We start from the raw sequence: 13,367 nt of genomic DNA, 5'->3' as shown, positions 1-13,367 counted from the left end.
ATATCATCTATCGGACATAGTCTCCAACGCTCAGCATCGTCTTCGCAATCGACGGAGACCTTATGCGCCTACCCATGATGATCCAGTCCACGAAGCGTTCGTCCGCCGCCCGTCCCCATGGGGAATATAAGCGCCAATTGCTCGACGAAATTGTCGCTCTCAAGCCGGCAACCTTACTCGACGTCGGATGCGGCACGGGCGATCTTCTCGTCGCAGCGCGCGAAGCGGGCATCGCCCGCACTGTCGGGATCGAGCCGGAAACCCAAGCTTGCGTCCGCGCGCGATCCCGGGGTTTGGACGTCATTTCATGTCGTGCCGAAGCGCTGCCATTCGAAGACCGCAGTTTCGACGTCGTGACGCTCGATTATGTCGCACATCATACGGAGAATTTGCCGAGAGCATTGCGCGAGGCGTCGCGCGTCGCGCGCTGCGCCGTGCTCATCCTGGATTGCTGGTTCGACGACACCCTTGCTTCCCAGCGCGTCGCACGACGCTATGACAACTGGCTGAAGAGGCGCGACCGCAAGAGCGGATATGTGCACAACGCCTGCCCGATGCACCTCAAAGCATAGCTTTGCCCCTGTCGCTTGCAAGCCGGCTGTGCGGAGATAGGTCCAGATCGAGTCAAATTCCTGCGGACCGCGAGGCTATTTCGCGCCCTTTAGTTCGTCGTCGAGTGAGCATTCGGTGACCATCCCCGAAAGGTCGGGAAGGGCGGGCAGCCCCGAGGGGCCGGGTCCCGTGTCTGGCTTGAAAGCAGGCATCATGAACGACGGGAAATTGAACTCTGGAGGATTTTCGGCCGCGAGCGTCTTGCCGACCTCGGCGAACGGGTGTTTGAAAAAATGTTGGTTGAGCGCGTCGGCGATACCCTTTTCCTTTCCGGCACGCGCCAACGCAAGAACCGCATCCCCGTCCTTCCAGTCAATCGGCGCCTTGGACCGCTTGGCCTTTTCTTCCTTGAGAAGATAGAGAGCGTCGGCATCGATCGTTCCGCTCGTCCATATCTCGAAGCGATGTTCGGCTTCTCGTAGGGCGGCATGGTTCGCATAGTGCGCACGAAAGATCGGAATCTTTTTGAGCCAGATTTCGACCTCAGCGCGCGACAGTGATCCGCCGGGCTCTTTGCCTTTACATTCGATCGCTGTCACCGCGCTCGACTGCTGGGTGATGGCCTGAACGTCTATGTCCGCGGTCTGGCCGGTCGCAGGATTTCGCGCGGTAACCCCCATATCGATAGAGATAGCGCTTCGCCGGGCGAGGTAGCCGACCACTAACTCGAATAGGATGCCGCGCAGGTTGAGGCTGCGTCCCTCGATGTCGAGCAAATTGTCGAGGAGGTATGTGAGCCGCTCAGGACTGGACGATGCATATTTGGCGGCATTTTTTAGGACTTCGCATAGTGACGCAATCGCCACCCCAACCCGTTTGCCGAACAGATCTTTCGGCGTGGCGAGCATCACGCCCGCGGCATGGCCAGCCTTCATTGCTTCGCCGGTAAATTCTTCCGCGACAATGATCGACAACACCCCGATATTCTTGAGGGTCGCCTTGAGCATCCTCGCCTTGCGGATGAAGAACTGGATTTCGTCGGCGGTAAGCCGCCCCTCAGCGAACACGTCGGCGACAATGAAGCCGGGCTTGCCGCCGGGACCCTGGAGCGGAAGCAGGTAGCTCGGGCCGGCGAAATCGAAGGCGAAGGGGCCGATGGGCTGGAGTTCTTCGTCGCCGCGGATGCGGATCAGATTGTAGCTCGCAAATCCGATCTTCCTCGCCCATTCGCGCATTCCGTCGAGCAGAATCCCCTCTGTGAGGTCGCGGGCCCTTAGTCCGGCAGGCGTGCCGAAAGCCAGCGACGGCGCGAGCTCGAAACATCGGCCGTGGTCGATATTATGTATTTCCTTGATGAACCCTGCGGCGATCAGGCGTTGCGCGACCGTCTCGACCGGCAGCTGTCCGCGCTGCGGGATGACCGTCGCGCCGCTGATCGACGCGAATTGGTCGGCACGGATGAGGCCGCCGCGTGCGATCATGCCATCGACCGATGCAGCGAAGACCGAATTGGTCGCGCGCATGTCGCGAATGAAATTCTGCCAGAAGCGTTCGCTGTTCCGATCCTTGTCGAGATAGAGAAAGGCTTCGCGCTTGGGCAGCATCGGGACTGGAAAGCGGCGTATCGGTTTTGCGACCCGAGCGACGCGCTGGCGCGCTGCCTCTGGGCTCGCTCCGGCAGCGACGAGCGCCTCGACAATCAGCGACGAGCGCGATGGGCCATGCTCTGAAAGATATTGCGCGATGGTGGTCATGGTCGATGTCACACTGCTTAATTTATTAATTTAACTACCCTGTGCCTCCTCGTTTTTCAACCTTCGATATGAACTCAAATTTTTCAAATACTTAACGAGACGATTTTTGGACGTCCGCGCGGCGCGATGTCACAGAGCCATTTCGAACGACTGAAAATCGTCGCCGCACGCTGCAGCCGCAACTGCGCTGGGCCTTCGCTCGGTCAGTGATGGTAGAGCGGGAATTGCCGTGCGGTGGTCGGGCATTCGCACGGGGCGAGCACCGATATCGCTCGAGGCAAGACGCGGAAATGCGCAGGCGTCGCGGTGACGATCTCACCGTCGGTGTTCACCGGCATCGGCCGCCGCGTCTCGATATCGAACTCGACGCATTTGGCGGTGCGCACTTCCTTCCACGCGCCATGCGTGCCGGACCGGAAGGCGCGAAGCATGAGGGCGAGCTTCCAGAGGTTTTTGACCTCGAGACTATAAAGATCGAGCGTGCCGTCGTCGATCGCGGCATTCTCTTCTACGACATTACCTCCCCCGTAGAGACGCCCGTTGCCGATCGCGACCTGATAGGTGCTGACGGTCCTCGACTCGCCCTTCTCCCTGATCCTCGCCCGGAACCGCTGGGCAGCCAGGATGACCCGCAGCGCGGCGACGGCATAGCCGAGGCGGCCGAACCTTTTCTTGATCGCCGGGTCGAGCTTCTGCGCAAGTTCGCTGCTGATCCCGATGCTCGCGACATTGAAGAAGGCATGGCCATTGACCATGCCGACATCGATCCGTCGGCTGTGACTCTCGACAATGACGTCGGCCGCCGCCGCGAAGTCGAGCGGGATCGACAGGGTGCGCGCCAAGTCATTCGCGGTTCCGGCGGGAATGATTCCCAGCGGCAGGCCGCTCTCGATCACCGCGGGCGCGGCGGATGAGATCGAACCGTCGCCGCCGCACACGACAATGATATCGGCGGTCTGATGCAAGCGTGTCACGTCGCGTGCAATTTCGGGCAAGCTCTCGAACGGCTCGACCGTCACCAGAAGGCCGCCGGCAGCGAGGCGCTCGCGAACGGGAACGAGCGCCTGCTCGCCCTGCCGCGCCTTTGCATTGTGCAGCACGAGGGCGCGCGTACCTTTGGGCCACGGCATCGACACGATCCTGTTCAGCAGAGTTACGACCGTCGAGCGCGTGCCTTCAGAAGAACCACGCCCGATAGAGCAGGCCTATATATCGCCGCGACGAGGCCGGGAAGCATCCGTATCGATGCAGCTCCCTTTTCGGCTTCGTCATATCCTTGGCGCGATCGCTCGCCCTGATCGCTCTTCCATTTTCGAAGTTCGACCGGTCCCACCCAAGAGCGCTCCGCCAATCTGGTCGGCGGCGGCGCCCGCGCAAGCGAGGCGTAGCCTCACTCCTCCGCTGCGCTTCGGCCCTTCGGGTGCGCAAGCGCCTCAAGCCGCCGACCCGCCCGGCTGCACGCCCGGGATGGTCCCGGGCAAATCAGCAGGAGTATCGACATGGCGAGCATCGGCATCGTCAGCGGCAGCATCGAGAAGGGCTTTGTGGGCCAGCTCATCACGCTGTCGATCAAGGCACCGATCGAGATACGCCCCAACCGCGGCAAGGCGAGCGATGTGCAGCCCGACTATCGCGTTTGGTCCGATGGCGTCGAGATCGGAGCCGGCTGGATTCGCGTCGCCGAGCAATCGGGGCGTCCCTATGTCTCGCTCTCGCTCGCGACCCCCGAGTTCGGGCCGCGGCGCATCTACGCCAATCTCGGGCGGGCCGCGGGGCAGGATCGCGACGATGTTTTCGCGATCATCTGGACACCCGCCGACTGAGCGGCGGCCATCTTGCGGCATCCTTGCGCATCGGAACAATCTTCCGGGTGCAAGGGTGCCGCCACCTTGTTAGGGTGACCCCAATGCAGAGCAGCCTCGAACATCTTCCCCCGCACAAGCAACGCGAGATCGAGCGCGTCGTCGAGATCATCTTCGAGGAATTCGAGGATGCGCTGGCGCTCGCGACGCAGGACTGGAAGCGCAAGGGCCGGATTTCCAAGATCATCCTCTACGGCAGCTATGCACGGGGTGGGTGGGTCGACGAGCCGCACACGGCGAAGGGCTATCAGTCGGACTATGACCTGCTGATCATCGTCAACGACAAGCGGCTGACCGATCGGGCGGACTATTGGTCGAAGCTCGACGACCGGCTCATTCGTGAGCTGTCGGTAACGAAGCGGCTCCGCACGCCGGTGAATTTCATCGTTCACAGTCTCGACGAGGTGAATGCCGGACTGACGCAGGGTCGCTATTTCTTCATCGACGTCGCTCGTGACGGGATCGCGCTGTACGAGGCCGACGGGAAGGAGCTCGCAGAACCCAAGCCGATGACGCCGCATGCGGCGCTCGAGATGGCGCGCGAGTATTTTGATGAGTGGTATCCTAGCGGAGCGCAGTTTCTTCATCACTATCGAAGCGCTGTCGCTGCAGGTTGGTTGAACAATGCGGCCTTTCAGCTTCATCAGGCGACGGAACGATATTACCACTGCATCTTATTGGTATGCACTTTCCACACGCCGCACATCCATAATCTTGTTTTCCTGCGCACCCAAGCCGAGCGGATCGATGATCGATTGATCGAGGCATGGCCGCGAGAAGTTAAGGCCGACCGGTCGCGGTTCGAAAAGTTGAAGGAAGCGTACATCAAGGCGCGCTATTCGAAGCATTACGCGATCACCGCCGACGAACTGGAATGGCTCGGCGCGCGGGTTCAGCATCTCGCCGGTATCGTCGAGACTATTTGCCGTGACCGCATCGCTGAGCTTGAGACAACAGCGCGTCAGGCAGGTTGAGACCCGCTACTTTTTCCCGCGGAACCGCTCGAATTTGGCCTTTCCCTCGGCAGTCTCGACCGCGACATTGGCATTGCTGCATTCATCGCCGCGCTTGTCGCCCGCCGTGCAGCTTTGGACGACGTCGCGTGCCTCATCGAGATTGGCCTCGAAATATTGAACGCTGCGTGGCTCCGGCGGAGCACATGCTGTCAGGATCGTCAGGCTGGCGATCGCCAGCATCTTGAAAATGATCATCGTCACCTCCGACGATCAACTCTAGCGTCGGCGACCCGGTCCATGCAGTGGCGATTTGAGATTTAGAACCAAATTGAGGCTAGTTCTCCGTCCATCGGCCTATGTGAGCCAGTTTTGCGCCATTCTTAGCTCTCTCTCAAGCGTCGCATTGGGCGGCGAGGCTCAAGGGAACGATTGAGGAAATCCGTCGCAAAAGCTAGTTTGCAACGATGAGCGAACCACCAGCACCGCGCGGACAGCGCCTCGTCACACCATATGCTTTCATCGATACCGAGGCTTTTCGTGCGGCGGGTCTCGACTGGCAATCGCGAACTTGGTCCAGCCTGATCGATCTAGCGTCGAAGAGCACGCTCGAGCCGATCACGACTTCCATCACCACGCGGGAGGTTGAAGCGAGACTTTCGGAAGCGCTGGCGGAGGCGGAAGCAGCAGCGAAGAAGCACGGCGCGATTTTTGGCCAGCTTGGAGAAAGCGGTCCCTTTGGTGATACCGATCCAGCCGATCGGAAGGCACTGCTTCACGCGCGCTTTCGAGAATTCCTAGCGACAGCAAAATTTACCGAAATCCCCGTTGTTGCCGATCACAAAGCGATTTTTGACGATTATTTTGCTGGTGCTGCGCCCTTTGGGGAGGGCAAAAAAAAGAGCGAGTTTCCGGACGCCTTTGTGCTGTCGAGCCTCCTCGCCTGGATCCGGCCCGGTCGACCCAGAATATATGTGGTTGGCAAGGATCCGGACCTGGTGAAATTCTGCGAGGGACGGGACGATCTGATCCAATTGGACTCCGTTGCCCAGCTTCTCTCGCTGGCTCTGGCGTCAGCCCAGTTGGTGAAGCGTCTTGAAGCGCATGTCCGTGGAGACGCGTCCCTGCTCGAAAGGCTGAGGGCACGCCTTAACTCCTATCGTCCGCGCCGTGTCGATATCGAGGTTGAAGATGTCGAGTTCTTCGATCTTGAGATTTCGAGCGTGTTTCTCGTCGACGAATCCGAGGAGGGACAGGATTTTGTCCTTGAGGTCGAAGTCTTGGCTGAGGTCGAAGCCGACGTTCGTGAGACGGGTCATGAGTATGTCATCTCGCGGCGGGGAGAGCCTGATTTGGATATTCGGACTTACCATGCTCGTCCAACTTCCAGCGCGGCTATTTATGTTGAGGTGCTGGTGTCCGAGGACGATAGTGGCGAAGAGCCAGCCTTGGTGACGACCGATTGGGCTATCACATCGGGCGATATCGAGATCAAATTGCCATCTCAGTTCAGCAGGCGTGAAATCACCCTCGAGGCGCGGTGACGCCAAAATCCTTCGTTGACGCCACCGGAGCGTTGCCAGTTTCGACGCTTTCCAGATTTCAGATGAAATTTTTTCCATTTTTTTAATGCAAATTTTCTGCGCAGCAAATATCAAGGTTTTTCCGAATATTCACTTTTAGGGTGATTTTTGCTGGGCACAAAATATGGCCGAATTTGAAAATTCTCAGCGCGAATTGCTCGATGCGCTTTTGGAGGCGCTTTTGGCGCTGCCGCAGTCGCACGCGCAAATCGAGCGATATGAGGTCGAAATCGGGCCTCGCGGCCGCGCCGACGCCCTGATCGGCGCATATATCGGCCGCCAGCCGCTCTTATTGCTTGTCGAAATCAAGGCGCAGCTTTTTCCGCGCGATGTGCGCGAAGCAATCTGGCAGCTTCGGAATAATCAGGCCCATCTCAGCAATTCCGGTGACGACCGGGAAATCATTCCTTTTTTTGTCGCCCGTGCGATCTCGCCGGGCGCTCGAGAGATTTTTCGGGAAGAGCGCGTCGGATATTACGACCTCGGAGGCTCGCTTTATATTCCGGGGAAAAAGGCATTCATATTTCTCGATAAACCGGCTCCGAAAAAAGGGACGAAGAAATTCGATTCCATTTTTCAGGGGCAAAAGGCGCGCGCACTCCATGAAATTTATGAGAGGCGGCAGGACTGGCTGGGCGTGAAGGATCTCGCCGATGCGAGCGGCGTATCGCCCGCTACGGCTTCCGAGACCCTCACGGAACTCGAACGGCGCGAGTGGGTGGATGTGCAGGGGGCGGGTCCGTCGAAACAGCGTCGATTGCGCGCCGCACGGCCCCTTCTCGAAGCTTGGACCAGCTATGCGAGCGATCAGAAGGCGCCGACAGTGCGGCGTTACTATGTCCCGAAAGGGAGTGACGCACTGGCGCTGGCGCTGCGCCTTGATCAGGCGTGCGACGAGGCGAAAGCCGCCTATGCGGTCACCGGCGAGGTAGCCGCTCAAATCTATGCCCCCTATCTTTCTTCCATCTCGCAGCTTCGTTGCCGGATCGAGCCCGGGCAGAAGCTGATCGAGGCGCTGCTCAATCTCGACGCCCGGCCCGTGGCGGAGGGGTGGAATCTCGGTATCATCGAGGCGAAGAGCCGGCGCGATGTCGCGGTCGGCCAACGGATCGATGGCGTCTGCTATGCGCCGCCGCTGCAGGTCTATCTCGACCTGCTCCAGGCGTCCGGCCGTTCCCGTGAATTGGCGATGCACCTCCGTAGCGAATGTCTGGATAAATAATGCCCAAACCACAGACGATCAGCGGCTATGAGGACATGGTCACCGACGCGTGCGAGCGCGTACTGGTCACGCTCCTGCGCGGGCTTGGACCATGGAAGGATTCGGTCTTTCTCGTCGGCGGACTCGCGCCGCGCTATCTCGTGACCGCCAGGCCGCCGAAAGTCCCGAAACATGCGGGCACGGGTGACGTCGATATCGTCGTCGACGTCGGAATCCTCACGACGACCGAAGCCTACAGTACGCTAGAAGAAAATCTAAAGGCGATGAACTTCGAGCGCGCCGAGAATGAAAAGGGTGCGAAGCAATCCTGGCGGTGGCGCGCCGAGATCGAGGACGGCACGACGATGATCCTCGAGTTTCTGGCGGACTCGCCGGAACTTGGAGGCGGCAAGGTAAAGGAACTTCCTTCGGACGGAAATGTCTCGGCGTTGAACATCCCCCACGCTTCCATGGTGTTCGACCATCACGGGACCGTCGAAATCACGGCGGACCTGCTGAACGGTAAGGGCCGTGCCACCGAGGTCGTGCGCTACGCTGATATCGTCACCTTCACCTGTCTCAAGGCCTTTGCTTTCGATCAGAGGTTCGAGCGCAAGGATGCGCACGACCTGATCTACTGCATCGAGAATCTGGAAGGTGGCGTCGGCGCGGCGCAATCCGCATTCGCGGCTGCACTGACCGGTCCGCATGCCGAGGCGATACGCGAGGCTCTTACTCGCATGGCGGCTCGCTTCCGCGATCCCAATCCCGACGAGAGCTATTTGCGCGACGGGCCCGTCGCCGTGGCAAGTTTCGAAGACGACGAAGCCGATGTCTCGGCCGACCCCGATCTGCTGAACGCCCGGATCTTGCGGCAGCGACATGCCGCGGAAATTATGGCCGACTTCCTCAAGGCATTCGAAATCTGATGACGAAGGCTGTGATCGCAGTTTCGTTCCGGCGCATTCCAAGAGCTTGCCCGTGAACAAAGCGATCATAGTCGGCGCGAGTTCAGGGATCGGCCGAGAGCTGGCGATGCTGCTCTCGCATCATGGCTATTCGGTTGGCGTCACCAGTCGGCGCCGCGACCTGCTCGCCAATCTCGCTGGCAATTCTTCCGGTTCGATAATCTACGAGGCGTTCGACGTGGCCGACACGACCGCGATGCAACGCGGACTCGCCGCCCTGATCGAGCGGCTTGGCGGGCTCGACTTGCTGGTGATCAGTGCCGGGGTCGGCCACATAAATGCCGATCTTGTCTGGGAGGCGGAACGCGAGACCATCGCGGTGAATGTCGAAGGTTTCGCGGCCGCGGCCAATATCGGCATGCAGCACTTCATCGCCCAAGGCACGGGGCATCTGGTGGCCATTTCGTCGATCGCGGGATTGCGGGGAAGCGGCGACGCGCCTGCCTACAATGCGTCCAAGGCCTTCGTCTCCAACTATATGGAGGCGCTACGCCAGAACATGGCGCGCCGGGGCCTGCCGATTGCAACGACCGACGTGCGGCCCGGCTTCGTCGACACCGCGATGGCGAAGGGTGACGGACTCTTCTGGGTTGCTTCGCCTGAAAAGGCGGCGAAGCAGATCTACGGCGCCATCCGCGCCCGTAAGTCTCATGCCTATGTCACCAAACGCTGGTGGCTCGTCGCTGGCCTGATGAAACTTCTGCCGAACGCCATCTACGACCGACTCTAGCCGCTCGCGATCATCGCCCGTGGCAGATTTTGTATTTCTTGCCAGAACCGCAGGGACATTTTTCGTTGCGGCCGACCTTTTTCCTCGGCTCAACCTCCCTGGGGGCACCGCGACGCTGATCGAACAGCGCCTGCAAAGGGGCAGGAATCACAACCTGTCGCTGCGGGGGACCGCCTTTGCGCCGAACCTCGCGAATGATGGCCTTCTGCTCCTGGAATGCCGCGCGATGGTTCGGATCCATCGCATCCTCGAACGGCAGCAGCCGCTCGACCTCGTTCGCCGCCGCATCATGGTCGCCGCAGTACGCAAGAACCACCGCATATAGAGCGCGAGCTTCGAGAACGGGCCCCGCGAGGCCCGCGCCTTGCAAGATGGGGAAGATGTTCCGTTCGAAGGCCTCGCGGGCGCTTATGAAGTCGTTCACCCAGACCAGTTCTTCGACAAGATCGAGACCAACCCGGACGAATGACTGGTAGGATTGCGACAGTTCGTAGAATTTCATCGCATGGATGCGTGCGAGAGTAGATCGCTGGCTCTTCCGGCCCAAGGCCTGCGCGAAAAGATCGTGACTGTCTGCCAGATGTTTCAGCCGATCGGTGAGATCTTCGTCTTTGGGAAGAAGCTCCCGAAGTTCGGGGGCGTTCCGTCCTATCACATCGTCGGGCCTGATCCCGAGCTCCCGATAATATTCGCCGATGAGGGCGAGTGCCTCACTTACCGCTGTATCGTTGTCGCCGAGCTTGAAGAGGGCGAGGGCGCGATTGTAGCGAAACACGCGCAGATGTTCGGGCTGGTCGGGAAGTCGATCCGAAACTTCGTCAAGCATGGCCCGGACGCCATCAATGTCGCCAAGCTCGGACAAGAGCAACATCCGCTTCATGCCCCAGGCCATCCACTCCTCGTCGCCGAGCTCGTTCGCCCTCAGCAGCGATTCCATCTCGTCGACCCGCTCCCGGCCGGCCTCATAATCTCCCTCGCGCAGATCATTGAAGACCAGGCCGTCGAGCGCCCACAGCCTTGTCTCGGCATCTCCGTTCGGATCGGCCGCGATCGTCAGCAGATAGGGTTCGATTTCCGGCCAGACCCCGAGTTCGTGGAACAATTCGTCTGTGGCAAACTGCACCAATATTCTCGCCTGACCGAGAAGCCCGAACAGACGGATGAGCAGTCCTAACTTCGCGAGGCTCCAGTTGGTCCGGATCGAGCTTACGATGACCCGCTGCAGCGAGCCCAAGGCTTTCTGCTCGAAGTCCTGACCCTTTGCCGAGACGTCCGCTTTGCCGAGTATCCTCACCGCGTCGTGAATTTTTAGGCCGCTATTCCCGAATAATTCCAGCGCACCCGTTGCGGGAAGCGCGCGCAACCGGGCCGTGGCCGCCTTCGCGTCGATGTCGCATGCGGCTTGAAGCAAGGCACTGGCTTCGTCCCGTGAGAGCGCGACATCGGCGAGGCTCAGGACCGCGATCGTTTCTCTGTCGACCGGCGGCAAGCCTTCGAACGCGCGCCTCAGGATAATCTCTTGAGCCGTCTCGACGATATTGGTCTGCTGCTCGATATCCGTACAAAAGGCCCTAATGTCGCCGCCATATTCGCGCGCCGCGATCGTCGCCGCATTGAGTACATAAAATGGCAGGCCTCCGGTAATTCTGGATAGCCGCTCGCAATCGCCGAAATCGGCACGGCAACCAGCATCTTGAACTGCCGCCGCGATAGTGTCTTCGTCCCAGCCGTTCAGAGTCTCGGCTTGAATATCTAGTCCTGCTTCGAGTTCGGCGATGTGCCGACCCGGTTGGCTCAGCAGGACAAATCGGAGATTGGGGCCCCGTGCTACCAGCGCCTCTATATCGGCCGCGGGAATGCGGTGGCTGTTATCGATGACGACAGCCGCGTGAAGGCCGTCTTCGCCGAGCTTGATGCTCAGCGCGCTCACCATGTCCAATCCGCTCGCGCCCGGCAGAAGAATTTCGCCGAGCTTGTCGTTGGAGCGACCGAACATCTTCGCCGCCACTTCGCGCGCTACCGCTGACGCGAGCGCGGGTCCCGGCGTGTCCCCAACGTCGAGATAGGTGACCGGGAGCGCAGCATGGACCGCGGCCTCGGCCATCCAGGCGGTTTTCCCCGAGCCCGAAAGTCCCGCTATGATGCGGACGGGCTGGTCACTTAGCAGGGCGGGTTCGTCGACCTGGGCGCGGTACACCGGGGGCGGCGCCGGAAGCTGCTGCATCTGGACCACGAGCTGCTCGAACAGGTCCGGCAATTCCTCGCGGGAAAAACTGTGATCCTCGCGCGGAGGCGTGCCAGCGGATGCGAGCATGACCATGGCGGCCAGCTTCCAGGTCAGCGTCTCCGGCCTGAGCAACCCGAATGGCAGCTGCGCCGCGAGATCCGAGCAATATGCAGCCATACCGGCAACATTGTCGGCAGGTCGAGGCAGGCAATTGTCGGAGGGCTCAGGACCGCCTGGCCAATGCAGCTCGACATCGTCAGGCCAGTCATCCGCGGCAATCTTCTTGAGCAGGGCTGGCGACGGAGGCGCATTCGTCGCGATCACGAATCTCGCGTCGCCAGCTCGCAGGCCGTTCTGATGATCCGCACGTATGTCCTCGAAACGCTCTAGTGCTCCTGAAATATCACTGGGATTGAGGACGTCCTGCCGCGTTTTGACCTGCGCATAGATACGGGCGTCCGGAAGCTGGACTTCAATGTCCTCGTCCCGCTCGACGATGATATGTTCGGCTCCCGCCTTTCCCGCGAGGAGAAGGCACGCTGCCGCGAAAAGATGCTGGTAGAGGAAACCCCTGTGTACGGCCTCGATCCGGATGAGTTGGCGCTCGTCGAGAACGAGGAGTTCGTCGACCGGCGGCTGTGGGCGTTCTGCCTCATCCTCCGCGCGGTGATCGGCCGCATTATGACCGGAATTGTCTCCGGGATCTTCTGACGCGGTCATCGTGTCGTGAAGGCTGCGACGACCTTGTTCGTCCCGTCCATGAGCAGGCCGCACTGAATGTCGGCGACCAGGACCGTCGAATTCACCGTGATATCGGTCGGATTGCTGATCGTCGTCTTGCCATAGGGGTAGGTGGCGCGAACGACATTCGGGAGCTTCGGCACGACAACAAAGGCAATCTTGGCTTGGGGTTTGAAGGCTTGCGCTTCGGCGACGCTCATGGGGATGGTCCCGATGACCCCACCCTTGTTGGCGATGAAAAGCTCTTCGCCATAGCGCGCCGGTTCACCCTCGAAGATCGCGTTCTCGGTCCGGGTAATCTTGCTGATGGTGGCCTTCGCCCCGAAGCCATTCTGCGCGGAATAGGTGCCGGTCGTGACCTCGCTGCTCGAAATCGTCACGTCGAGGTTGCTGAGGGTGCTGGCCTTCGGACTTTCGACTTTTGCATAATAGAAGGTGTCCCAAGCGCTGAAGTTCGTATTGTCGAACAGGTAGGACTTCACCTCGAAGGCTCCGAGATCGGCATTATAGGCCAGATATTCCGCGCCTTCGATCTTCTTCGAGATGATGAGGGGGCCGGAGCCGCCCGCTGCTGCGAGCCGGGCGCGGTATGCATCGCTGGTCTCGAATTCGTCCTTCGGCGCGACGGGCTTGATGGACGCGATAGCCTGGTCGAAGGTCTGGGGCTGCACCATGGTGCCCGTATAGGCTGCACAGCCCGATTGCGCCTGCGCCAGTCCCGGCGCGCAAATCAGCGCCGCAGCCAGAATGATTTTCCTCATTGGTTTTGCTCCCCCTTGAGCCCGTGCAAAATATC

The 13,367-nt window shown here is 60.2% G+C and carries 12 protein-coding genes; 7 read left to right on the top strand and 5 right to left on the bottom strand.

Annotated elements, in window-relative coordinates:
- Nucleotides 1-77: 77 nt before the first annotated feature.
- On the top strand, nucleotides 78-572 hold the full coding sequence (locus tag FFS18_RS07815) for a class I SAM-dependent methyltransferase (RefSeq protein ID WP_171005259.1): 495 nt from the start codon (nucleotides 78-80) through the stop codon (nucleotides 570-572).
- 75 nt (nucleotides 573-647) lie between these two features.
- Here FFS18_RS07815 and FFS18_RS07810 read toward each other — a convergent pair whose 3' ends face one another.
- Nucleotides 648-2,306, bottom strand: a complete 1,659-nt coding sequence (locus FFS18_RS07810; RefSeq protein WP_037553316.1) for a hypothetical protein — start codon at nucleotides 2,304-2,306, stop codon at nucleotides 648-650.
- Between the two features lie 203 nt (nucleotides 2,307-2,509).
- On the bottom strand, nucleotides 2,510-3,436 hold the full coding sequence (locus FFS18_RS07805; protein ID WP_052181962.1) for a lipid kinase: 927 nt from the start codon (nucleotides 3,434-3,436) through the stop codon (nucleotides 2,510-2,512).
- Nucleotides 3,437-3,805: 369 nt separating this feature from the next.
- Here FFS18_RS07805 and FFS18_RS07800 point away from each other — a divergent pair, with 369 nt between their 5' ends.
- Nucleotides 3,806-4,129 carry a DUF736 domain-containing protein gene (locus FFS18_RS07800; RefSeq protein ID WP_037553318.1) on the top strand — a complete coding sequence of 108 codons (324 nt, stop codon included), beginning with the start codon at nucleotides 3,806-3,808 and terminating at the stop codon, nucleotides 4,127-4,129.
- 83 nt (nucleotides 4,130-4,212) lie between these two features.
- Complete coding sequence (locus FFS18_RS07795; protein ID WP_037553319.1) at nucleotides 4,213-5,142, top strand: HEPN domain-containing protein; 930 nt, start codon at nucleotides 4,213-4,215, stop codon at nucleotides 5,140-5,142.
- Nucleotides 5,143-5,148: 6 nt separating this feature from the next.
- Here FFS18_RS07795 and FFS18_RS07790 read toward each other — a convergent pair whose 3' ends face one another.
- The gene (locus FFS18_RS07790) at nucleotides 5,149-5,379 is read right to left on the bottom strand and encodes an EexN family lipoprotein (RefSeq protein ID WP_037553321.1); all 231 of its coding nucleotides are present in this window, start codon (nucleotides 5,377-5,379) and stop codon (nucleotides 5,149-5,151) included.
- Nucleotides 5,380-5,588: 209 nt separating this feature from the next.
- Here FFS18_RS07790 and FFS18_RS07785 point away from each other — a divergent pair, with 209 nt between their 5' ends.
- The 4 genes from FFS18_RS07785 to FFS18_RS07770 all read left to right on the top strand — a co-directional run bounded on the left by FFS18_RS07785 (nucleotide 5,589) and on the right by FFS18_RS07770 (nucleotide 9,603).
- A complete protein-coding gene (locus tag FFS18_RS07785) occupies nucleotides 5,589-6,665 on the top strand; it encodes a PIN domain-containing protein (protein WP_037553323.1) in 1,077 nt (358 codons plus the stop codon).
- A gap of 163 nt (nucleotides 6,666-6,828) precedes the next feature.
- Nucleotides 6,829-7,926: a MarR family transcriptional regulator gene (locus FFS18_RS07780; protein WP_037553325.1), complete on the top strand. Its 1,098-nt coding sequence runs from the start codon at nucleotides 6,829-6,831 to the stop codon at nucleotides 7,924-7,926.
- Complete coding sequence (locus FFS18_RS07775; RefSeq protein ID WP_037553327.1) at nucleotides 7,926-8,834, top strand: hypothetical protein; 909 nt, start codon at nucleotides 7,926-7,928, stop codon at nucleotides 8,832-8,834. The genes FFS18_RS07780 and FFS18_RS07775 overlap by 1 nt, the downstream gene beginning before the upstream one ends.
- 52 nt (nucleotides 8,835-8,886) lie before the next feature.
- A complete protein-coding gene (locus FFS18_RS07770; protein ID WP_037553328.1) occupies nucleotides 8,887-9,603 on the top strand; it encodes an SDR family NAD(P)-dependent oxidoreductase in 717 nt (238 codons plus the stop codon).
- 10 nt (nucleotides 9,604-9,613) lie between these two features.
- On the opposite strand, the gene FFS18_RS07765 is transcribed toward FFS18_RS07770, so the two are convergent.
- Nucleotides 9,614-12,550: a YecA/YgfB family protein gene (locus tag FFS18_RS07765; RefSeq protein WP_197411522.1), complete on the bottom strand. Its 2,937-nt coding sequence runs from the start codon at nucleotides 12,548-12,550 to the stop codon at nucleotides 9,614-9,616.
- Nucleotides 12,547-13,332, bottom strand: a complete 786-nt coding sequence (locus FFS18_RS07760; RefSeq protein WP_037553329.1) for a hypothetical protein — start codon at nucleotides 13,330-13,332, stop codon at nucleotides 12,547-12,549. Before FFS18_RS07760 ends, FFS18_RS07765 begins: the two co-directional genes overlap by 4 nt.
- Between the last annotated feature and the right edge of the window lie 35 nt (nucleotides 13,333-13,367).

Source organism: Sphingopyxis sp. 2PD (assembly GCF_005503695.1).
Classification (GTDB): domain Bacteria; phylum Pseudomonadota; class Alphaproteobacteria; order Sphingomonadales; family Sphingomonadaceae; genus Sphingopyxis.
Note: the sequence above shows the minus strand (reverse complement) of the source record. Positions and strands in the feature narration are given on the sequence as shown.